This window comes from Pseudoduganella sp. SL102 (assembly GCF_027856995.1).
In the GTDB taxonomy this organism is placed as follows: domain Bacteria; phylum Pseudomonadota; class Gammaproteobacteria; order Burkholderiales; family Burkholderiaceae_D; genus Rugamonas; species Rugamonas albidiflava.
Window position 1 is genome coordinate 5,691,681 of record NZ_CP115554.1, and the last position, 24,210, is coordinate 5,715,890.

General features: G+C 68.1%; 9 protein-coding genes. 2 read left to right on the forward strand and 7 right to left on the reverse strand.

Annotated elements, in window-relative coordinates:
• Positions 1 to 52: 52 nt before the first annotated feature.
• Positions 53 to 2,002: a S9 family peptidase gene (locus OU994_RS24015; protein ID WP_281607990.1), complete on the forward strand. Its 1,950-nt coding sequence runs from the start codon at positions 53 to 55 to the stop codon at positions 2,000 to 2,002.
• A gap of 46 nt (positions 2,003 to 2,048) precedes the next feature.
• Entirely contained in the window at positions 2,049 to 2,468 is a 420-nt protein-coding gene (locus OU994_RS24020) for a DUF1810 domain-containing protein (RefSeq protein ID WP_281607991.1), read from the forward strand.
• 50 nt (positions 2,469 to 2,518) lie between these two features.
• On the opposite strand, the gene OU994_RS24025 is transcribed toward OU994_RS24020, so the two are convergent.
• The 7 genes from OU994_RS24025 to OU994_RS24055 all read right to left on the reverse strand — a co-directional run bounded on the left by OU994_RS24025 (position 2,519) and on the right by OU994_RS24055 (position 23,902).
• Positions 2,519 to 4,666 carry a S46 family peptidase gene (locus OU994_RS24025; RefSeq protein WP_281607992.1) on the reverse strand — a complete coding sequence of 716 codons (2,148 nt, stop codon included), beginning with the start codon at positions 4,664 to 4,666 and terminating at the stop codon, positions 2,519 to 2,521.
• Between the two features lie 140 nt (positions 4,667 to 4,806).
• On the reverse strand, positions 4,807 to 6,195 hold the full coding sequence (locus OU994_RS24030) for an efflux transporter outer membrane subunit (protein WP_281607993.1): 1,389 nt from the start codon (positions 6,193 to 6,195) through the stop codon (positions 4,807 to 4,809).
• A gap of 8 nt (positions 6,196 to 6,203) precedes the next feature.
• Complete coding sequence (locus tag OU994_RS24035) at positions 6,204 to 9,449, reverse strand: efflux RND transporter permease subunit (protein ID WP_281607994.1); 3,246 nt, start codon at positions 9,447 to 9,449, stop codon at positions 6,204 to 6,206.
• Positions 9,446 to 12,556, reverse strand: coding sequence for an efflux RND transporter permease subunit (locus OU994_RS24040; protein WP_281607995.1), 3,111 nt, complete (start codon positions 12,554 to 12,556; stop codon positions 9,446 to 9,448). The genes OU994_RS24035 and OU994_RS24040 overlap by 4 nt, the downstream gene beginning before the upstream one ends.
• On the reverse strand, positions 12,553 to 14,097 hold the full coding sequence (locus OU994_RS24045) for an efflux RND transporter periplasmic adaptor subunit (protein WP_281607996.1): 1,545 nt from the start codon (positions 14,095 to 14,097) through the stop codon (positions 12,553 to 12,555). The genes OU994_RS24040 and OU994_RS24045 overlap by 4 nt, the downstream gene beginning before the upstream one ends.
• 250 nt (positions 14,098 to 14,347) lie before the next feature.
• The gene (locus OU994_RS24050) at positions 14,348 to 14,698 is read right to left on the reverse strand and encodes a hypothetical protein (protein ID WP_281607997.1); all 351 of its coding nucleotides are present in this window, start codon (positions 14,696 to 14,698) and stop codon (positions 14,348 to 14,350) included.
• A 261-nt stretch (positions 14,699 to 14,959) separates the two neighbouring features.
• Complete coding sequence (locus tag OU994_RS24055) at positions 14,960 to 23,902, reverse strand: DUF4214 domain-containing protein (protein ID WP_281607998.1); 8,943 nt, start codon at positions 23,900 to 23,902, stop codon at positions 14,960 to 14,962.
• Between the last annotated feature and the right edge of the window lie 308 nt (positions 23,903 to 24,210).

A 24,210-nucleotide genomic window follows, 5' to 3' on the forward strand; every position in this document is an offset into this window, starting at 1 on the left:
CAATTGTGAAAATTCTATATAACAACTATAATTTCCGCAAAATAAGGAACCCATGACTTGCCTGCCCGCTCTCCTCGCCCTGCTGCCGTTCGCGGCGATTGCCGCAACGCCAGCGGTGTCGACACCGCTGCCCATCGAGACCTTCATCGGCGCAGAACCATCTGCCGCACCGCGGATATCACCGGACGGAAAACATCTCGCGGCAGCCACGACGACGGTGCACGATGGCCGCAAAGTCGATGCGCTGGGTATCTATCGTTTGCCCGAGCTCACCGTCGAGAGCCTGATGCCGATGAAGGCGCCGCTGTTACCCCTGCAGTACGCGTGGGTTGGCAATACCAGGCTGGTCGTGGCCCAGGGCAGCCGCAAAGGTTCGCGCGGCGCCGTCCATTCGGCAGGCGAAGTGCTCGCGGTGAATCACGACGGCAAGAAGCAGCAGTATATCTACGGCTACGAGCGGCTGCGTGCCGTCCCTGGCGGCGGCAACGAAGATCATGGGTCGGCTTACATTGCCGACGGGCTGCCGGCACGGAACAACCGCATCCTGCTCGGATCGGTATTGTGGGAAGTCGGCGCGACCGACCTGATCGATGTCGACACATTCAATGGCGCACGCAGGACGCTGACGCGGGTCGACCAGGCCCATGCGATCTTCGTACGGCAGAACGACGGATTTGCGCGTTTCGCACATGGCCGGACCGAGGGTGGCGGCTTCAAGCTGTTCCGCCGCGAAAATACCGAGGCGCCCTGGCTGCCGGTAGCCGCGGCGCGAACTGGCACGCAATTGACACCGGTGGCGTTTTCCAGCGACGACAGCGAATTTTTCGCCCTCCACTCGGCGGACGGGGGACCGGCAGCGCTGATCGCCGAAAACGTCGCTACCGGCCAGCGGCGCGTACTGGCGTCGGACCCGACCGGATCCATCACCGGCCTGATGTGGGGAAGCCGGCGTACGCAGCCGTTCGCGGCATTGGCCACGACCGGCATTCCGGTGGTTCGCTACCTCGCCCCGGATACCGACCCCGATGTGATGCTGCATCGCGACCTGTCCCGGCAGTTTCCCGGCGCAGTGGTCGAATTCACCGATGCTTCCGACGATGGCGGCCTCCTGCTGTTTTCCGTGCGCAGCGACCGTGACCCGGGCGCTTACTACCTGTACGACCGCAAGGCCAACACCGCTGCCATGCTGTTCGAGAAAATGGCTGCGGTGGATCCGGAACGCATGGCGCCACGCCTGCCGATCACGTTCCCCGCCAGGGATGGGCTGCCGATCCATGGTTTCCTGACGATGCCGCCCCACCCCGCCGGCACGAAACTTCCCCTGGTGGTAATACCGCATGACGGCCCGTATGGCCAGAAGGATGACTGGTTCTTCGACGCGGATGCCCAGTTCCTGGCCAGCCGGGGCTACGCCACGTTGCAGGTCAATTTCCGCGGTTCGGCAGGCCGCGGCGAATCGTTCCGCAAGGCGGCGTTCGGGGAGTGGCGTGGCCAGGTGATCGACGACCTGGCCGACGGCGTTCGCTGGGCCACGCGTCAACACGACATCGACGGCAAACGGATGTGCGTGTTCGGCACCGGGTTCGGGGCCTTCGTCGCCATGACATTCGCGTCCCGGGAGCCCGGCGTGTTCAAGTGCGTCGTCGGCTACTCCGGCATCTACGACCTTGCCGCCTACCAGAAGAACAACCTGCTGCAGGACGTCGGCTCTCCCGAACACGTCAGGCGATTCGTCGCCGGCGACCGCTCGGCGATCGACCAGCTCGCGCCGGCATCGCATGCGCAGTCGATCACGGCAAAGGTGTTGCTGATCCACGGCGGCAAGGACGACGTCGCGGCGGACAGTCATGCGGTGCGCCTGCGCGACGCGCTGGAGAAGGCCGGGCGGGCACCGGAATGGTATCTCGAACCTGCCGAAGGCCATGGTTTTACCGACGAACGCCATCAGGTCGAGGTCTACCGCCGCCTCGAAGCCTTCCTGGCGAGGAACATCGGCAAATGAACGCGGCGATCGGCGATATACTGCCAATTCGCTCCGGAGACCGCGCATGCCATTCGACCTCGCCCGCTTCATCACCGCCCAGGACCGCGTCTACCACGACGTGGTGCGCGAGTTGCGCGCAGGACGCAAGACAAGCCACTGGATGTGGTTCATCTTCCCGCAGCTGAAGGAACTGGGCCGCTCGGACACCGCGCAGTTCTACGGCATCGCCTCGATCGACGAGGCGCGTGCCTATCTCGATCATCCGGTACTGGGCGCCAGGCTGCACGAATGCACGCGGCTCGTCAACGCCCATGCGGGCACGCCGGCCGATGTCATCCTGGGGCACGTCGATGCGCTGAAATTCCGTTCGTCGATGACGCTGTTTTCCAGCGCGGCTCCCGGCGAAGCCTGCTTCGCCACGGCGCTGGCGGCGTTCTACGACGGCAAGCCGGACCAGGCCACGCTGGGCCTGCTGGACGCATGAAAAAAGCCGCCACCCTCGCGGATGGCGGCCTGCCCTGAGCGCCGCGGCGCTTACCTGCGCGGATTCGTCTTCGGATACCTGATCGTCATTTCCTTCAGCAGGTTGTCGGCACCGTCGACCTCCTTCATCACCCACAGCATGTAGCGCACGTCGAGGTGGATCGCGCGCGTGATGGCGGTGTCGAAGTACCAGTCCTTGGTGATCGATTCATACGTGGAATCGAAGTTCAGCCCGATCAGTTCGCCGCGCTTGTTGACGATCGCCGAACCGGAGTTGCCGCCGGTGGTGTCGGCGCTGGACAGGAAGTTCACCGGCACGGTGCCCAGCACCGGGTCCTTGAACTGGCCGTAGCGCTTCGCCTTCACCGCGTCCAGCAGTGCCTGCGGCGCGTTGAACGGATCCTTGCCGGTGTGCTTCTCGACGATGCCTTCCACCGTGGTGAACGGACCCTTGGTCAGGCCATCCTTCGGCGAGTACGAATCCACGGTACCGTAGGTGACGCGCAAGGTCGAATTGGCATCCGGGTACACCGGCTTGCCCTGCGACTTCTTCCACGCGATCACGGCGCTCATATATTGCGGGATCACCTTTTCCAGGTTGCCTTCCGATTCCTTCGAGCGCTCTTCCAGCGCCAGCGCGAACGCGTGCATCTTCACGGCCAGCTGCATGAACGGGTCATCCGACCGTTCCAGCGTGGCGGCATCGGCATCGAGCAATGCCAGGCGGGTCTTCGTGTCGCCCAGCTTGCTCTTCCGGTACAGCGCCGGCACGTCGGCCACGGCGGGCAGCAGCGCATCCAGGCCTTGCGGATGGAACGGCGCTGCCAGCTTCGCGTAGCGCTGCAGGCCGGCGGTGAAGCGGGCCTGGTCCACGCTGTCCACGTACGACTGCTCCAGGCGCGCCAGCCGGGCCTTGATCATCGCCAGGTCGCGGTCCTGGTAGCCGGATTCGCGCTGCGCATCGGGCTTCCTGCGCTCCAGCGCCAGGCGGTACAGGGTGCGGGCCGACCTGAACAGGTCGGAGTTGGTGGCCACGTTCCAGCCGAAGGTCTGCTGTTCCAGCGCCATGTCGGCGGCGATCGCCGCATCCAGCTCCGGCAGCATCGACGCCGACACGTTCGCCTGCCTTCCATACCAGGCGCGGAATTCGGCATCCTGCACGTCCTTGATGGCGGCGATGTCCTTGCGCGCGAAGCCATCGAGCAGGCCCTGCGTCTTCTTCATGCGATTGTTGATCGATTTCGCCACCGAGGCGTAGCGCACTTCGTCGTTCTTGTTCTGCTTCGTGGCCGCCGCGATCGTGTCCAGGTCGGCCTGGTATTCGGCCACCATGGCGGGATACGAGGTATCGCGCGCGAAGCGGATCTCGGCCGGCAGCTTGTAGCGGCTGGTGCGGCCAGGGTAGCCGGCCAGCAGGATCGGGTCGCCCGCCTTCAGGCCTTCGGCCGACACCACCAGGAAGTCCTTCGACTTGTACGGCACGTTGTCCGGCGAAGGATCGGCCGGGCGGCCGTCCTTTCCCACGTAGGCGCGCAGGAACGAATAGTCGCCCGTGTGGCGCGGCCACTCGTAGTTGTCGATGTCGCCGCCGTAGTTGCCGACCATGTCCGCCGGCGCGTAGACCAGGCGCACGTCGCGGATCATCATCTGGCGGATGCGGTAGTACTCCAGGCCGCGGTGGAACGCCGGCACCGAGCAGCGGTAGGACTTGTCGGTCTCGCATTCGGCGGTCAGCGCCTTGATGCGGCTCTCGATCGCTTCGTGGCGCGCCTTGCCGCCCGTGTTTTCCAGCCCTTTCAGCACGCGGTCGGTCACGTTCTCGACCTTCTCGGTCACGTACACGAGCGCATTCGGACCACCCGGCAGTTCCTCGGCGCGCGTCTTCGCCAGGAAGCCATTCACGATGTAGTTCTTCTCCGCCGTGGAATTGCGCTGGATCGAGCCGTAGGCGCAATGGTGGTTGGTGACCACCAGGCCATCCGGCGACACGAACGATGCCGAGCAGCCGCCCAGCGACACGATGGCGCTCATCGGGTGCCTGGCCAGGTCGGCAAGCCGCTCGGCCGGGATCTGGATACCGATGCGCTTCAATTCCGATTTCAGTTGCGGCAGCTGGTGGGGTTGCCACTGGCCTTCGTCGCCGTGTGCGACACCGAAGGCGGCCAGCAGAGCGGCCGGCAGGACTAGTTTTTTGAACAAGATATGTTCCCCTGGGGTTGATGAAAAGCCGGGGAAGTATAGGTAAAAAAACGGTGACAGGCACTATTTTTTCACCCAACGGCAGAAGCGGGGGCCAGACCCGCCGGGTCTGACCCCTCGGCTCGTTTTTGGGGCGGGTTTTACTGCTGTAGCCCTCCAACGTTCCATCCGCCGCCTAGAGACTGGATCAGCGCTACCGCCGTGGTCTGCCGGTCCGCCTGCACCTGGATCAGCGCGCGCCGGGCGGACAGCGCGGTGACCTGGGCGCTGACCACTTCCGTGTAGTTCACCTGCCCGGCCCGGTAGCGGTTTTCCATCTGCTGCTCGACCTGGTCGGCCGCTTCGGAGGCTTGCCGGCGCAGTTCCTGCTGCTGGGCCAGCGCCCGGGTGGCGGCCAGCTGGTCCTCGACGTCGGCGAAGGCGGCCAGCACGGTCTGCCGGTAGCGGGCGATGGCGGCGTCGCGCGCGGCCCTGGTCTGCTCGACGCGGGCGGCGATGGCGCCGGCGTCGAACAGGGTCTGCGCGGCCGACAGGCCCAGCGACCACAGGCTGTTCGACGCGCTGAACAGGCCGCCCACCTGGCTGTTGCCGTAGCCGTACGAGGCCGAGAGGTTCAGCGACGGGAAATACGCCGAGCGGGCGATGCCGATGTTTTCGTTGGCGGCCGCCACGTCCCGCTCGGCGGCGGCGATGTCCGGCCGGCGCTGCAGCAAGGTCGACGGCACGCCCGGCGGCACCTCCGGCACCACCACGCTCCACGCGGCCGGCGCCAGCGAGAACTGCGCGGGGGCCTTGCCCAGCAGGACGGCGATGGCATGCTCGTACACGGCGCGCTGGCGGATCACGGTCAGCTGGTCGGCGCGCGCGTTGAAGAGCTGCGTCTGCGCCTGCAGCAGGTCGGATTTGGCGGTGACGCCGGCGCTCACGCGGTTCTGGGTAATCTGCAGCACGCGTTCGTAGCCTTGCACCGTGGTGTCGAGGATCTGCTTTTCCACGTCGGCCTGGCGCAGGCCGATATAGTTGGCCACCAGCTCGCCCTGGGCGGACAAGCGCGCCGCGGCCAGGTCCGCCGCGCTGGCCTGGGCACTGGCCTGCGCGCCCGTCACGCCGGCCCGCAGGCTGCCCCACAGGTCCGGCTCCCAGCTGCCGCCGATATCGACCCGGTAGTTGTTCGACGGCCGGGTGTCGCCGCCGCCCGACCGGCTGCCCGAGCCGTTCAGCGCCACGGTGGGGAACAGCGAAGCGCGCTGCTCGGCCACCACGGCGCGCGCCTGCGCATACTGCGCGGCCGCCAGCGCCACGTTCTGGTTGTTCACCTCCAGCGAGGCGGCCAGTTCGTTCAGGACCGGATCGCCGAACAGCATCCACCACGGGCCGCGCTCCAGCGCATCGGCGGGCGCCGCCGGTGTCCAGCCCTCGGCTTCCTTGTAGGTGGCCGGCGTGGCCGCCGCCGGCACCTCGTACTTCGGGCCGACGGCGCAGCCGCACAGCGCGGCGGCGAGAGCGAGGGTGGACAGGCGATGCATCATGGTGGTCTTCATGTGGTCAGGGGCGCGTCGCCGGCGCCGGCGCGGCTCAGGTTGCGTTCTTCGGGATTGCGGGTGCGCAGCTTGTCGAGCACGATGTAGACGACCGGCGTCGTCAGCAGCGTCAGCAGCTGGCTGGCGATCAGGCCGCCGATGATGGCGATGCCCAGCGGCTGGCGCAGCTCGGAGCCCTCGCCGAAGCCGATCGCCAGCGGCAAGGCGCCCAGCGCGGCGGCCAGGGTGGTCATCAGGATCGGGCGGAAGCGCAGCAGGCAAGCCTCGCGCACCGCGTCGAGGGCGCTCAGCCCGCGCGCCCGCTCCGCCTCCAGCGCGAAGTCGATGATCAGGATGGCGTTCTTCTTGACGATGCCGATCAGCAGGAACACGCCGATCAGCGCGATGATCGAGAACTCCATGCGGAACAGCAGCAGCGCCAGCACGGCGCCCACCCCGGCCGACGGCAGCGTGGACAGCACCGTGACCGGATGCACCAGGCTTTCGTACAGGATGCCCAGCACGATGTAGATGACGACGATCGCGGCCAGGATCAGCAAGGGTTGCTGCCTGTTCGATTCCTCCGCCTGCCTGGCCTGGCCCTCGAAGCTGCCGCGCACATTGTTCGGCATGGCGATATCGGCCTCGGCCTGCTTCACCGCTTCCTGCGCCTGGCTCAGCGTGAATCCTTCGCCCAGGTTGAACGAGATCGTCGTCGCCAGCTCGCCATCCTGGTGGTTGACCGAGGTGGGCGTGGCGCTTTCGGCGAACGAGGCGATGCCGGACAGCGGCACCATCGCCGAGCGCGCGGTCGACAGTGCCGCGCCGGTCGACGAGTCGCGCTGGCCCTGCGCATTGTTGGCCGATGCGTTGCTGCCGCCGGAAGTCGCGGAAGTGTCGGTGCCAGTGCCCGTCTCCACCGTCTCCGCCGCCTTGCCCGGCACATACACATCGCGCAGCGCCTCGGGACTCTGCGCATACTCCGGCGCCACTTCCATCACCACCTTGTACTGGTTCAGCTCATCGTAGATGGTGGCCACCTGCCGCTGGCCGAAGGCGTTGTACAGCGAGTTGGTCACGTCGCGCACCGTCATGCCGAAGCGCGCCGTGGTTTCCTTGTCGATGGTGACGAAGGTTTCCACGCCGTTGTCCTGCTGGTCGGTATCCACGTCCGTCATTTCCGGCGCGTTCTTCATCGCGTCGGCCAGCTTGACCGCCCAGTTCTTCAGGTCTTCGCGGTTATCGCTCTTCAGCGTGTACTGGTAGGTGGAATTGCTGGAACGCCCGCCCATGCGCAAGTCCTGCACGGGATTCAGGAACAGCTGCACGCCGGTCACCTTCGCCAGCTGCGGGCGCAGCCGGTCGATCACGGCCTGGCCGGCCACGTCGCGCTGGTCCGCCGGCTTCAGGTTGACGAACATGAAACCGCCGCCGGCGCGCGATCCGCCCGTGAAGCCGACCACCGTGTCGACAGCCGGATCCTTGCGGATGATGTCCACCAGCTGCCGCAGTTTCTGCTGCATCGCCTGGAACGAGATGCTCTGGTCGGCGCGGATGCCGCCGTTGATCTGCCCGGTATCCTGGCGCGGGAAGAAGCCCTTCGGAGCGGCCGCGAACAGGTACACGTTGAGCGCCACCACGAAGCCCAGGATCAGCATCACCAGCCAGACGCTGTGCAGCGCCCAGTCCAGCGCATGCGCATACACCCGCTGCATCCAGTCGAACCCGGCTTCGAACGCACGCGAGATGCGGCCCGGCGGCTTGCGGTCCTTGTCGGCGCGCAGCAGCCAGGCGCACATCATCGGCGTCGTCGTCAGCGAGATCACCAGCGAGATCATCACCGCGGCCGACAGCGTTACCGCGAACTCGCGGAACAGCCGGCCCACCTGCCCGCCCATGAACAGCAGCGGGATGAACACCGCCACCAGCGACAGGCTGATCGACAGCACGGTGAAGCCCACCTCGCGCGCGCCCAGCAGCGCCGCCTTGAAGCGGTCCATGCCGCTCTCGACGTGGCGCGCGGTATTTTCCAGCACCACGATGGCATCGTCGACCACGAAGCCGGTGGCCACCGTCAGTGCCATCAGCGACAGGTTGTTCAGCGAAAAACCCAGCATGTACATCACGCCGAAGGTGCCCAGCAGCGACACCACCGTGGCGATGGCGGGAATGATGGTGGCCCGCACGCTGCGCAGGAAGGCGCTGACCACGAGTACCACCAGCACCACCGACAGGACCAGCGTGAACTCGACCTCGTGCAGCGACGAGCGGATCGAGGTCGTGCTGTCCGACGCGACGGAGACGGTGATGTCCTGCGGCAGCTGGGCGCGCAGCTGCGGCAGCAGCGCGCGCACGCTGTCCACGGTCTCGATGATGTTGGCGCCCGGCTGGCGGGTGATCAGCACGATCACCGCCGGCTGGCCGTTGAACAGCCCCAGGGTATTCTTGTTTTCCGGGCCATCTTCCACGGTGGCCACGTCGCGCAGGCGGATCGCCGCGTTGTTGCGCCAGGCGACCACCAGGTCGCGGTAATCGGCCGCGGTCCGTCCGCCGGTCGCCATGCCGGGCGCGGCGTAGATCTGCAGGCGCCGGCCTTCGCTTTCGATGGCGCCGCGCGGCCGGTTGGCATTGGTGGCCTGGATCGCGGCGCGCACGTCTTCGGTGGACACGCCATACTGGTTCAGCGCGAACGGCAGCAGTTCGATGCGCACCGCCGGCAGCGAGCCGCCGCCGATTTCCACGTCGCCCACGCCCTTCACCTGCGCCAGCTTCTGCTGCACGATGTTCGACACGGCCTCGTAAATCTGGCCCGGCCGCCGGGTCGGCGATGTCAGCGCCAGGATGATCACCGGCGAATCCGACGGATTCATCTTGCGGTACGTGGGGTTGCTCTTCAGCGTGGCCGGCAGGTCGGCGCGCGAAGCATTGATCGCCGCCTGCACTTCGCGGGCGGCGGAATCGATCTTGCGGTTCAGGTCGAACTGCAGGTTGATGCGCGTCGAGCCGGACGACGAGTTCGACGTCATTTCGTTGACGCCGGCGATCACGCCCAGCCGGCGCTCGAGCGGCGTGGCCACGCTGCTGGCCATCGTATCCGGGCTGGCGCCGGGCAGGTTCGCCGACACGGAGATGGCCGGGAAATCGACCTGCGGCAGCGGCGACACCGGCAGCACGAAGAACGCGGCAATGCCGGCCAGCGCCAGGCCGATCGTCAGCAGGACGGTGGCGATCGGGCGCCGGACGAACGGTTCGGACAGGTTCACGATGCCGCTCCGCCAGGATTCCGGTCACCCGCGGAGAGCTCCGGCTTCCGGCCGAAGCGCTGCGCCAGCCGGTCGAAGCCCAGGTAGATCACCGGCGTGGTGTACAGCGTCAGCAACTGGCTCAGCAGCAGCCCGCCGAAGATGGCCAGGCCCAGCGGCCGGCGCAGCTCGGCGCCCTCGCCCCAGCCGAGCATCAGCGGCACGGCGGCGAACAGCGCAGCCAGCGTCGTCATCAGGATCGGGCGGAAGCGCAGCAGCGCCGCCTGGTGGATCGCTTCCCGTGGCGTTTTGCCGTCCTCGCGCTCGGCCTCGATGGCGAAGTCGATCATCATGATGGCGTTCTTCTTGACGATGCCGATCAGCAGGATGATGCCGATGATGCCGATCACGCCCAGGTCCTCGCCGGACACCATCAGCGCCAGCAGGGCTCCCACGCCGGCCGACGGAAGCGTCGACAGGATCGTCAGCGGGTGGATATAGCTTTCGTACAGCACGCCCAGCACGATGTACACGCAGACCACGGCGGCCAGGATCAGCCACAGCTGGTTGGTCAGCGAGGCCTGGTAGGCGCCGGCGGCGCCCAGGAACGTCATGGTGACGGAACCGGGCAGGCCGATCTCGGTGGCCGCTTCGCGGATCGCCTCCACCGCGCGGCCCAGCGATACGCCATCGGCCGTGTCGAAGCCCAGCGTGGTGGCCGGGTACTGGGCCACGTGCGTGATCTGCAGTGGCGCCGGCCGTTCGGTGATAGTTGCCACCGCCGACAGCGGCGTGGGCTTGCCGCCGCCGGTGCGGATCTGCAGGTCGCCCAGCGACTGCGGTGTCGACAGCATGCCCTGCTCCGCTTCCAGGATCACGCGGTACTGGTTCGTCTCGGTGAAGATGGTGGACACGATGCGCTGGCCGAACGCGCTGTAGAGTGCATCGTCGATGGCCGATGCCGTGATGGACAGGCGCGACGCGGTATCGCGGTCGATGTCGATGTAGGCGGCGGCCCCGGTGGCGCCGGCATCGGACACCACGTTACGCAGCTGCGCCTTTCTCGCCATCTGCACGGCGAGCCTGTTGGCCCATTCGTTGACGGTGGCGGTGTCGGCACCTTCGATCGACACGCGGAACTGCGTCGGGCCGCTCTCGGCGTCGATGGTCAGGTCCTGCGTCGGCTGCAGGTAGATGCGCACGCCGGCAACGCCGGACACGCGCTGGCGCAGCCGCTCCATCAGCTCACCCTGGTCGCCCCGGTCCTGCTTCAGATTGATCAGCATGCGGCCGGTATGCAGCATCGTGTTGTTGGCGGCATCGACACCGACGATGGAGCTGAGCGACTGCACTTCCGGATCCTCCAGGATCGCCTTTGCGGCCTGCTGCTGCAGCTCGGCCATGCGGGCGTACGGTACGGCCTGCGCCGCTTCGATGCGCGCCTGCAGCTGGCCGGTGTCCTGGGTGGGGAACAGGCCTTTCGGGATCAGCATGTACAGCAGCGCCGTCAGCACCAGCGTGCCGAGGGCGACCAGCAGCGTCAGGCCCTGGCGCAGCAGCACCCACTGCAGCGAGCGGTCATAGTGGTGGATTACCCGGTCGAAGAAGCGCTGCACGCGCGCGCCGAAGCCGTTCGGGTCGTCGTCCTTGTGCGAGGTCAGCCAGCGCGCCGACATCATCGGCACCAGCGTCAGCGACACCACGGCCGAGATCAGGATCGTGATCGACAGCGTGACGGCGAATTCGCGGAACAGCCGGCCCACCACGTCGCCCATGAACAGCAGCGGAATCAGCACGGCGATCAGCGATACCGTCAGCGAGATGATGGTGAAGCCGATCTGCTTCGCCCCCTTCAGCGCGGCGGCCATCGGCGTTTCGCCTTCCTCGATGTAGCGGGCAATGTTCTCGATCATCACGATCGCGTCGTCCACCACGAAGCCGGTGGCGATCGTCAGCGCCATCAGCGACAGGTTGTTCAGGCTGTAGCCCATCAGGTACATCACGCCGCAGGTGCCGACCAGCGAGATGGGGACCGCCAGGCTGGCGATCACCGTGGCGCGCACGCTGTGCAGGAACAGGAAGATCACCAGCACCACCAGCACCACGGCCAGCAGCAGTTCCAGCTGCACGTGGTGCACGGAACCGCGGATGCCGGTGGTGCGGTCGGACAGCACGTCCACCCGCAGCGCGCTCGGCAGGCCGGCCTGCAGCTCGGGCAGGCGCTGCTTGATCGCATCCACGGTGGCGATCACGTTGGCGCCGGGCTGGCGCTGCACGTTCAGGATGATGGCCGGCTTCATGTTGGCCCAGGCACCCAGCTTGATGTTCTCGGCCGAATCGACGACCCGCGCCACGTCGGCCAGCCGCACCGGCGCGCCGTTCCTGTAGGCGACGATCAGGCTTTTATAGTCGCTGGCGGTCAGCAGCTGGTCATTGGCGTTGATCGTGAAGGCGCGCGTGGGACCGTCGAACGACCCCTTGGCACTGTTCGAGTTGGCATTGCCGATCGCCGTGCGCAGCGTGTCGAGGCCGAGCCCGTAGCTGGCCAGCGCCAGCGTATCGGCCTGGATGCGCACCGCGGGGCGCTGGCCGCCGGACAGGCTGACCAGGCCTACGCCCGAGACCTGGCTGATCTTCAGGGCCAGGCGCGTGTTGACGATGTTCTGCACTTCCGTCAGCGGCATCGTGTCCGACGTGATGGCCAGCGTCAGCACCGGCGCGTCGGCCGGGTTGACCTTGGCGTACACGGGCGGCGCCGGCAGGTCGGTGGGCAGCAGCGAGCTGCCGGCGTTGATGGCGGCCTGCACTTCCTGCTCGGCCACGTCGAGCGTCTGGCCCAGGCCGAACTGCAGGGTGATGATCGAGACGCCGGCCGCGCTGTTGGAACTCATGCGCTGCAGGCCGGACATCTGGCCGAACTGGCGTTCCAGCGGCGCCGTCACGGTCTGCGCCATCACTTCCGGGCTGGCGCCCGGGTACAGCGTCTGCACCTGGATGGTGGGGAAATCGACCTGCGGCAGCGCCGACAGCGGCAGGAACTTGAAGCCCACCAGGCCGGCCAGCATGATCGCCAGCATCAGCAGCGAGGTCGCCACCGGCCGGCGGATGAAGGGGGCCGATGGACTCATCGTGCCGGTGCCGGCTGTTCGCGGCGTTCGCTGGCGCGCTGGCCACCGCTCATGCCGGCGGCGGTACTGGTGCCGTCCGCGGCGCTCGGCGCGCTGCGCCCGCCCGCTTCCGGCATCGAACGCTCGGGCGCTTCCCCTTGCGTGGCGCGGCGGTCCTGCATCTTTGCCGCATCGCTGCCCACCGCGCCTGGCGCCACGTCCGGCGCGCCGGCCGGCCGGTTATCGGCCTGCGCCCCCGCCTGTGCCCCCGCCTCGCCGCCCTGGGCGCCCTGCCGCTGGCCGGCGTTGCGCCCCTGTCCCGCACCGCGCTGGCCCGGCTTGTCGCCCGGCAGCGTCACGTTGGCGCCTTCCTTCAGCCGGTCGGCGCCCTCGGTGATGACCTTCTCGCCGACCTTCAGGCCGGAAACCACCTGCACCTTGTCCACCGTCGCCTGGCCGCGCTTGACCGGCCGCATCGTCACCGTGCGGTCATCCTTCAGCACCCATACGTAGTCGCCGTCGGTGCCGTGGCGCAGCGCCGTCACCGGCACCAGCACGGCATTGGCGATGGTGCGCATTTCCAGGCGCACGTTGACGAACTGGCTGGGGAACAGCGTCATCCTGTCGTTGTCGAAGCGGGCCTTGGCCATCACGGTACCGGTCGACGTGTCGACCTGGTTGTCCAGCGCGGCAAAGCGGCCGCTGGCCAGCACCTCGGTGCGGGTGCGGTCGAAGGCCTGCGCGACCAGCGTGGCGCCGGTGGAGGCACGGCTCATGATGTCCGGCACGCGGTCCTGCGGCACGGCGAATTCCACGTCGATCGGCGATTGCTGCGTGATCACGGCGATGCCGCTGGCATCGCCGCTCGACACGAGGTTGCCCACGTCGACCACGCGCAGGCCCACGCGGCCGGTGATCGGGGCCACCACCTTCGTGTAGCCCAGATTGAGTCTTGCCGTGCCTTCGGCGGCGCGGTCCGTCATCACCGTGCCTTCCAGCTGTTTCACCAGGGCGGCCTGGGTATCGACGTCCTGCCGGGCGATCGAGTCCTGCGCCAGCAGCGTGCGGTAGCGCTCCAGCGTCAGGCGGGCGTTTTCCAGCTGCGCCTCGTCGCGCTGGCGCTGGCCGGTGGCTTGCAGCAGCGCCATCTCGAACTGGCGCGGGTCGATCTGCGCCAGCACCTGGCCCGCTTTCACGAGCTGCCCTTCCTTGAACAGCACCTTTTGCAGGATGCCCGATACCTGCGGCCGCACCGTGGTGGTGGCGGCCGCCGTCACCGTGCCGAGCGCATCGAGCGTGACCGGCAGGTTGGCCTGCTCGGCCGTGGCGACGCCGACCGTGGTCGCCATGCCGCCGCGGCGCCCGCCCGGTCCGCCGGGACCACCGGGGCCGCCCGGACCACCCATGCCCGGCCCGCCAGGGCCGCCTTCGGCCGGCCGGTGCGTGAGATACCACGCCAGCCAGCCGATGGCGACAATGGCGAGCAGGGCAATCAGGGTTCCAAGGATGCGGGTACGGCGGCGGGGTTTGTGGGGGTTCGTGAGCGCTGCTGGCGAGGTCATCGCTGATCCTTGTGGCTGTTCAGTAGAGTAACTATGCTTATCAAATCGACTCTATCACAGCGACTTCGGCGCCTTGTTTCGCTTTGCTTACATTTACACGCTGAAACGGGCTGGAACGGCGGGAGGCTGGGGATCGCACCGGCACGCGTGCCGGTGGAAATGCTGAACTGGCGGGGTTTGCGCGGTGCCGGCCGCGCCGTGGGGAATACCGGCGGTCGTTACAAACTGGCTACAAATCTCCGCGCCACGCTCATGCGCGCGACAGCAGCCGGGCATAGTTCTGCGGGGCGGCGACACCGGCCATCATCGCATTCGTGAAGGCCGAACCCATCAGTGTCATGGCCTCCTGGTTGGCGCCGACGATGTCGGCAAGTGAGCGCTGCTGGATATCGACGGCATTCCTGGCCAGTGCGGCCATGCAATCCTGCGACGCGTTGGCGATGGCGCGCGCGGCGTGTTCCTGGACGATGCGGATGGAGCTCATCCATATTTCCTGGGTGGTCGACTGCAGCGAGTGCGAATAGGCATTCCCGAGCTGGGCAAAGATGTTCAGGAAGTCCGCGCCCTGGCCGGCAGGCGCAAATGCAGGATACGTAGTCATGGCGGTTCCTATCGAGAGTTGCGGCTAAAAAGGGTTGCGACGAAAAAGGGTTGCGGCGAAAAAGCGTTGCGGCGAAAAAGGATTGCGGCGAACGAGGTGCGCGAAGCGGTGCGCGAAGGGCATGCGGCGCGACCAGCATAGGCCCGCGCTTGCGCGGCGGTCAAGCGAATTCACCCCGCGCGGCGCCGCTCCCCCCTTGCAGCAAAGAAGCGGCACGCCGGGATACTGTCCCCGGCGTGCCGCTGTCGCTGTCCGAACCGGCTACAGCATCGCGATGGTGGTCGACATCGTGCCCGCCAGCGCGATCACTTCCGCCGCGTCGGCGAAGCCAAGCAGCACGTCGCCGCGGTCGGCCCCGCCGCTGGCCAGCGCGTCGAGCCAGTAGCTGGCTTCGCCGTCCGCGGCTTCGCGGTGCAGGCCGTTCCGGTACAGCGCTCCGGTGAATTGCGCATCGCTCATCGCCCCATGCAGGGCCATGCTCTCGCTGCTGGCCATGAAGGCATCGGCGATGTCCATCATCGACATGCCGCCTTCGTGGGCGCCGATCCAGTGGTTCAGGCCCGCCGCATCCGGCGCCCGGTCGAACAGCACGTCATACAGCCGCACGATAACCGCCACGTCGGTGGCATGGAACGCCACCTCGGCGGGCATCGCCAGCTTCTCGGCGGAATTGGCGATGCCCAGCGCCACGTCGGAGCGCGCCGTGCCGGAGGCCAGGTAGCCGACCCAGAATGCCAGCCCTTCACTGTCGGGCACGCGTTCAAAGGCATTCCGGTACAGCTGGCCGACGAACGCGGCATCGTCCAGTTCCGCGGCGCCGAAATGCCCATACAGCGCGTCCGCAACCTGGGACAGGCCGGCGCCCTCCTCCGCCATCCGCACCATCGCGTCCAGCGTGGCCACGCTGGCCTGCTTGCCGGCCAGCGCTTCCACCAGGCGCGCCGCCGTGCCGGCCACCGACATGTCGGCGCCGGTGAAGCGCAGCGTTTCCACGCCGCGGATCATGTCCGTGCCATCCGCGCCACCAGCGCGATGGCTGGCCACGAGGCCGCCATCCACCACGCGGAAGCCGTACTCGCCGCGCCCGGCGCCGGCCAGTTGCACGGTATCGTTGCCGCTGCCGCCGTCGACCGTGTCGTTGCCCTGGCCGCCGAACACCACGTCATTGCCGGCGTCGCCGAACACCATGTCGTTGCCGGAGCCGCTGCCGACGATATCGTTGCCGCCGCCGCCGTGCAGCACGTCGTCGCCCTCGCCCAGCATGATGTCCTGCGCCGCACTGTCGCTCCACACGACCTGCGCGCCGGTCTCGCTGATCACCCGCACCGGTCCCACCACCACCGCGAACTCCACGTCGTGCAAGGCGATGCTGGAGCCGGGCGGCAGCGCACGGGCATCGATGACGAGCGCCGTGGGTGCCTGCCCGGCGGCTTCCGGTGCTCCGGAGATCGCCAGCGTGCCGGGTGCGGCATTGCGCGCCGCGGTCGGCACCAGGGTGTGGACCAGCAACGCGGCGGCGTCATCGAGGCTGTCGATGTAGCCGCTGCCGGCCCGGGTCAGCTGCGCCTGGTCGGCCGAGCCGTCCGCGGTATGCGCACGGATTTCCCGGACCAGGTCCGTCAACGCGGCGGCCACCGGTGCCGGCCGCGCCACGCCGCTGGCTTCCAGGCCGAAGCCCAGCGGCACCTGCGCGGTCAGCAGGCTGGTACCGGCCGCGCTCTTGACCAGCGGAATGTCGGCGCGCTCCCTGTCGCCGACCTGCTCCACCCGGGTCGATGTCACGACAGGAACCGTCACGACCTGCGACACGGAACCGTCGCCGCGGGTGGTGACGACGGTCCGGACGACGAGCCCGTCGATCAGGGGATCCGTGGGTGGCGGATCGACCGGCGGCGGATCGACCGGCGGTGGATCGACCGGCGGTGGATCGACCGGCGGTGGGTCGACGGGCGGCGGATCGACCGGCGGCGGATCCACAGGCGGTGGGTCGACGGGCGGCAGTGTCGTGTTCACGACCGGCGCCGCCGCCAGCGGCGCCGCGTCGTTGCCGGCCGCATCCTGGATCGCGGCGGCATCGTTTCCGCCCGTCGGGTCGGCGTAGGCCACCGTCACCGGCTGGTCATGGCGCACCGCCGTGGCGAGCGTCAGCGTGACCGTGCGGGCGGCGGCGTCGACGGCGACCGCCGATACCGCGATGGCCGTGCCGCCCGCCATCACCGTGAACGCACCGGTGGCCGGGCCATGCGCGGCGTCGAGCGGGCCGGCCTCGTCGTACGTGAGCACCAGCGTGCGGCGGTTGACGGTGGCGCCGGCGAACGCCGGCGCGACGGTATCCGGCACGCTGCCCTCGACCAGCACGCCATCGAGCGGCGGTACGTGCCCGGCCAGGGCCAGCTCGGCATCGTTGCCGGCGGCGTCCCTGATCGTGCTCGCGCCCAGTGCCAGCGCGCCGATCGCGATGCCGTCGGCATCGGTATCGCCGGCCTGCACCGTATAGCGGTACGTGACGGTGTTACCGCTGGCGGAGACGAAGGTGGCGGCGCGCGCGGTGCCACCCACCATCAGGCCCAGCGTGCTGCCGGTGCCGGTGACGATCACGTTTTCGTCGAAACTCACCGTGAACTCCAGCTGCCCGCCGACGGCATACGTGCCGTTGGCCGGTATGCCGACGATGGCGACCGACGGTGCCTGCGTATCCAGCGGTGGCGGGACCGTGGTATCGACCAGCACGCCGCCCAGCGGCGGCAGGTGGCCGGCCAGGTCCAGCGCCGCGTCGTTGCCGGCGGCATCCCTGAGCGTGCCGCCATGGAGCGCGATGCCGAGTACCGCGATGCCGTCCCCATCGCCGTCGCCCGCTTGCACCGTGTAGCCGTAAGTCAGCGTGCTGCCGCTGCTGGACAGTAATTGCGCGCTGCGAGCGCTTCCGCCGATCGCCAGGTCCAGCGTGCTGCCGGTGCCGCCGACGGTCACGTCCTCGCCGAACGCCACGGTGAAGACCAGTTGCGTGCCGGTGCCGTAGACGCCGTTGCCGGGCACCGCCACGCCGGTCACCGCCGGCGCCTGCGTGTCGACCAGGATGCCATCGGTCGAGGGCAGCTGGCCGGGCAGCGCCAGCGACGCATCGTTGCCGGCCGCGTCCCTGATCGTGCTCGCGCCCATTGCCAGCGCGCCGATCGCGATGCCGTCGGCATCGGTATCGCCGGCCTGCACCGTATAGCGGTACGTGACGGTGTTACCGCTGGCGGAGACGAAGGTGGCGGCGCGCGCGGTGCCACCCACCATCAGGCCCAGCGTGCTGCCGGTGCCGGTGACGATCACGTTTTCGTCGAAACTCACCGTGAACTCCAGCTGCCCGCCGACGGCATACGTGCCGTTGGCCGGTATGCCGACGATGGCGACCGACGGTGCCTGCGTATCCAGCGGTGGCGGGACCGTGGTATCGACCAGCACGCCGCCCAGCGGCGGCAGGTGGCCGGCCAGGTCCAGCGCCGCGTCGTTGCCGGCGGCATCCCTGAGCGTGCCGCCATGGAGCGCGATGCCGAGTACCGCGATGCCGTCCCCATCGCCGTCGCCCGCTTGCACCGTGTAGCCGTAAGTCAGCGTGCTGCCGCTGCTGGACAGTAATTGCGCGCTGCGAGCGCTTCCGCCGATCGCCAGGTCCAGCGTGCTGCCGGTGCCGCCGACGGTCACGTCCTCGCCGAACGCCACGGTGAAGACCAGTTGCGTGCCGGTGCCGTAGACGCCGTTGCCGGGCACGGTCACGCCGGTCACCGCCGGCGCCTGCGTGTCGACCACGATGCCGCCGGTCGGCGGCGCGTGCCCGGCCAGCGACAGCACGGCATCGTTGCCCGCCGCGTCGCGGATCGTGCCGGTGCCCAGGCCGATCGCGCCGATCCCGATGCCATCGGCATCGTTGTCGCCGGCCTGCACGGTGTAGCGGTACGTCACGGTATTGCCGGTACCGGACAGGAACACGGCGCTGCGCGCGGTGCCGCCGATGTCCAGGGCCAGCGAGCCGTCGGTGCCGGCGATGGACACGTTTTCGTCGAAGGCCACCGTGAAGTCGAGGTGTTCGCCGGCGCCATGGCTGCCGCCCTGCGGTACCGTCACGCCCGTTACCACCGGCGCGCGCGCATCCACCACGATGCCGGCGGTCGACGGTACCTGGCCGGCCAGCGACAGCACGGCGTCATTGCCGGCCGCATCGCGGATCGTGCCGCTGCCCAGGCCGATCGCGCCGATCCCGATGCCGTCGGCATCGTTGTCGCCGGCCTGCACGGTATAGCGGTAGGTCACGGTGTTGGCGGTGCTGGACAGGAACGCCGCGTTGCGCGTGGTACCACCGATGTCCAGGGCCAGCGAGCCGCCGGTGCCGGTAACGGTCACGCTGGCGTCGAAGACGACCGTGAAGTCGAGTACCGCGCCAGCCGTATGGGCGCCGTCCTGCGGCAGCACCACGCCGGTCACGGCGGGTGCCTGGGTGTCCACCGTGATGCCGGCGGTCGATGGTACTTGCCCGGTCAGCGACAGCACGGCATGGTTGCCCGCCGCATCGCGGATCGTACCGGCGCCGGTATCGATCGCGCCGATGGCGATGCCGTCGGCATCATGGTCGCCGGGCTGCACCGTATAACGGTAGGTGACCGAGTTGCCGGTGCTGGACACGAACGCCGCGCTGCGCGCCGCGCCGCCGATCGTCAGCTCCAGCGTGCCATCGGTGCCGGTAACGAACACCGCGCTGTCGAAGGACACCGTGAAATCGAGCGCCGCGCCAGCGGCATGGGTACCATCCGACGGTACCACCATGCCGCTCACCACCGGCGCCTGCGTGTCCACCAAGATGCCGCCGGTCGGCGGCAGATGCCCGGTCAGCGACAGCGCGGCATGGTTGCCCGCCGCATCGCGGATCGTACCGGCGCCGGTATCGATCGCGCCGATGGCGATGCCGTCGGCATCATGGTCGCCGGGCTGCACCGTATAACGGTAGGTGACCGAGTTGCCGGTGCTGGACACGAACGCCGCGCTGCGCGCCGCGCCGCCGATCGTCAGCGCCAGCGAGCCGTCCGTGCCGGTGACGGCCACGTTCTCGTCGAAGGTCACCGTGAAGTCGAGTTGCGCGCCGACGCCATGGCTGCCACCCTGCGGCACCGACATGCCGGCCACCGCCGGCGCCTGCGTGTCCACCACGATGCCGCCGGTCGGCGGCACGTGCCCGGCCAGCGACAGCGTGGCATGGTTGCCTGCCCCGTCGCGGATGGTGCCGGTGCCGGCGCCGATCGCGTCGATCGTGATGCCGTTGGCCCCGTCCCCGGCCTGCACCGTGTAGCGGTAGGTGATCGTGTTGCCGGTGCTGGACAGGAACGCCGCGTTGCGCGCGGCGCCGCCGATGGTCAGGGCCAGCGTGCCGTCCGTGCCGGTGACGGTGACGTTCTCGTCGAAGGCCACCGTGAAGTCGAGCTGCGCGCCGACGCCATGGCTGCCGCTCTGCGGCACCGTCACGCCCGAAACCACCGGCGCCCGCGCATCGACCAGCACTCCCGCGGTCGACGGCACGTGCCCGTCCAGCGACAGCGCGGCATCGTTGCCCGCCGTGTCGCGGATCGTGCCGGTACCGGCATCGATCGCGCCGATGGCGATACCGTCGGCGTCGCTGTCGCCTGCCTGCACGATATAGCGGTAAGTGATCGTGTTTGCGGTGCTGGACACGAACGTCGCGCTGCGGGCAGTGCCGCCGATCGTCAGCGCCAGCGTGCCATCGGTACCGGTGACCGTCACGTTCTCGTCGAAGGCGATGGTGATATCGAGGTGCGCGCCGGCGCCATGCGTGCCGTTCTGCGGCAGCGTCACGCCGCTGACCACCGGTGCCTGCGTTTCCACCACGATCCCCGCGGTCGATGGCACCTCGGGCGCCAGGTACATCCCGACCTGGTTCCCTGCCGGATCCAGGATCGTCGTGGGGTCGAAGTCGAGCTCGCCGACTTCGATGCCGTCCGCATCCTTGTCCCCGGCCTGCACGATGTAGCGGTAGCTGACCGTGTCGACGTCATGGGACAGGAATGCCGCGTAGCGTACGACTCCGCCGATCGTCAGGATCAGCCTGCTGGCGGAGTCCGTCACGGTCAGCACCTCATCGAACGTGATCGCGAAATCGAGCGCGTCCCCGGTAACATAGGTACCGTCCTGCGGTACCGTCACGCTGGTGATCTGCGCCAGGGCCGTATCGATGAGGATGCCGCTGGTCGGCGGCACGTGCCCGGCCAGCGACAGGATCGCATCGTTGCCCGCCGCATCGCGGATCGTGGCGCTGCCGGCACTGAGCAGGTCGACCGTGATGCCGTCGGTATCGAGGTCGGTGGAGACGATGTAGCGGTAAGTGATCGTATTGCCGCTGCCGGAGAAGAAGTTTGCGTAGCGCGGGCTGCTCCCGACCGTCAGCCGCAGGAAGCTGCCGGCATCGGGATCGGCACCGCCAACGATGACCGGCTCGTCGAAGGTGACCGTGAAGAAGAGCTGCGTATTGTCCGGGTAGATGCCATCGGCCGGTACCGTCATGCCGCTCACGACGGGCGCGCGCCCATCCACCGTGATGCCGCCGGTCGGCGGCACGTGCCCGGCCAGCGACAGCGCGGCATGGTTGCCCGCCGCATCGCGGATCGCGCCGCTGCCGGTGCCGATCGCGCCGAGTTCGATGCCATCGGCATCGTCGTCGCCGGTCTGCACCAGGTAGCGGTACGTGATCGTGTTGCCGGTGCTGGACAGGAACGCCGCGTTGCGCGCGGTGCCGCCGACGTTCAGGCCCAGCGTGCCATCGGTGCCGGTGACAACCACGTTCTCGTCGAAGGCGACCGTGAAATCGAGCGCCGTGCCGGCGGCCCGGGTACCGTCGGCAGGAACCGTCATGCCGCTGACGGCAGGCGCCCGCGTGTCCACCGTGATGCCGGCGGTCGGCGGCACCTGCCCGGCCAGCGACAGCGTGGCATGGTTGCCCGCCGCGTCGCGGATCGTGCCGGTGCCGGCGCCGAGCGCGCCGACGGCGATACCGTCGGCGTCATGGTCGCCGGCCTGCACGGTGTAGCGGTAGGTCACCGTATTGCCGGTGCTGGACAGGAACGCCGCGCTACGCGCGGCGCCGCCGATCGTCAGCGCCAGCGTGCCGTCCGTGCCGGTCACGGTCACGTTCTCATTGAAGGCCACCGTGAAGTCGAGTTGCGCGCCGACGCCATGGGCGCCGTCCTGCGGTACCGTGACGACGGCCACGACGGGTGCCTGCGTGTCCACCACGATGCCGGCGGTCGGCGGCACTTTCCCGGTCAGCGACAGGGCGGCATGGTTGCCTGCCGCATCGCGGATCGCGCCGGTGCCGGTGCTGATCGGGCCGACCGCGATACCGTCGGCATCGTTGTCGCCAGCCTGCACGACATAGCGGTAAGTCGCTGTCCTGGCCGTGCTGGACACGAACGCCGCGCTGCGCGCGGCGCCGCCGATCGTCAGCTCCAGCGTGCCGTCCGTGCCGGTGACGGTCATGTTCTCGTCGAAGGTGACAGTAAAGTCGAGCGCCGTGCCGGTGCCGTGGGCGCCGTTTGGCGGCACCGCCACGCTGGTCACCGCCGGTGCGCGCGTGTCCACCAGGATGCTGGCCGTCGAGGGAACGTGCCTGAACAGCGTCAGCGAAGCGTCGTTGCCGGCCGCGTCGCGGATCGTTCCCGTGCCGGCGCTCAGCGTGCCGACCGCGATGCCGTTGGTATCGTTCTCGCCCGCCTGCACGGTGTAGGTATAAGTGATCGAATTCTGGTTTTTCGAAGCGAAGGTGGCCGAGCGCGCCGTGCTGCCGATCGTCAGGCCCAGCGTGCTGTCGGTGCCCGTGACGATCACGTTCTCGTCGAAGGTGACGGTAAAGGTCAGCGTTTGCCCGGCACGGTAGGAGCCGGCCGCGGGCACGCTGATGTCGCCGGTGACGGATGGTGCGACACTGTCGACCAGCACGCCCGCGGTGCTGGCCACGCCCTGCAGCGCCAGCACCGCATCGTTGCCGGCGGCATCCTTCAGCGTGCCGCCGTTGCCCGACAGCGCGCCGATCGTGATGCCGTCGCTGTCGGACCTGCCGACTGCCAGGTTATGCCGGAAGAGCAGCGCCGTGGTACCGCTGCCGCTCACGTAGTTCGCGTAGACGGTCGTACTGCCGATGACCAGCGCGAGGCGCGGCGTGCCGCCGCTGGTGTCGACGGTAACGGCTTCGTCGAGCGTGACCGTGAAGTTCAGCTGTCCGCCTTGCGCATAGGTGCCCGCCGCCGGTACGGCGACCGCAACGACAGCAGGTGCGAAACTCTCGACCAGCACGCCGGTGGTGTCGCCCACGGCCTGCAGCGTGATGTCGGCTTCGTTGTCGGCAATGTCGCGGATTGCGCCGCCGTGCAGCGCCAGCGTGGTCACCTCGATGCCGTCGGTGTCCGCCAGCCCGGCAGCCACCGTATATCGGAACGTCAGCGCCGCGGTTCCACTGCCTCCCGTGTAGACCGCCTGCACCGTCTGGCCGCCGATGACGAGATCCAGCGCCGGCGTGCCACTGTTCGTGTCGACCAGCACGGTTTCATTGAACGCGACCGTGAAGTCGAGGTGTTGACCTGCGCTGTAGGTGCCCGGGGCGGGCGGGCTGACCGAGTCGACCAGTGGTGCGGTGGAGTCCGGCGGGAGTTCTCCCAGCAGCACCTCGCCGGGACCGATAGCGCTGAAGTTCGCCGAACCGGTGGCGTCGGCGGCATACGTGGTGACCACCATCACATAGGTATGGCCGGCGATCAGCGGCATGTTCGGCAAGTGCGACAGCCAGTTGACCGGCTGGTCGTTCTCATCCCTGAAGTCGATGTCCTCGTTCGCGGCGATGATATTGTCGAGAGGGCGGTCCGGATCGAAAGTGGTGTCGTACAGCCAGATCTGGGTGTCGGAGCGGCCATCGGCCACCAGGCCCACCGCGGAGTCGACCGTGAGCGTGTAGCTGCCCGAGACGGTCGGCGTCAGCACTTCCGTCGCGTAGTTGTAGAGCACGTTCTGATTCGTCTGGTCGACCGCGACGATGTCTGGTCCGTACCAGATCGCGGAATAACCGGTGTCATTGTCCTGGCCGTTGAACAGGTACGGCAGGCGGGGGCGGTAGTATTGATGCTCGCCGTCCAGCACGGCTGAGAACTGTGTCGTTTCGGAACTCATCGCGATTTCCCAACAGTAATTTCGGAAATCAGATGATGCCGGTGGGATATATCGCGCCTTTGCCCTGCATCAAACATGGCCGATAAGATGCGCCGGCAGTCGCGCTTGAACGACAGAAACGGTGCGTTTCCTGTTGCTGGCGCAAGGCAGCGCCGCCACAGTTGTCATTCGTGTATCGGCGATATAAGGCGGCGTGCTCTTCCATACAGGCCGGCCATTCGCTTCGCCGCCAGGGCGGGAAAAATTCTCAGCACCATTGGAAGTTACATACGAGAATTTTTCGTGGTAGGGTGGCATGGCGCAGCTTC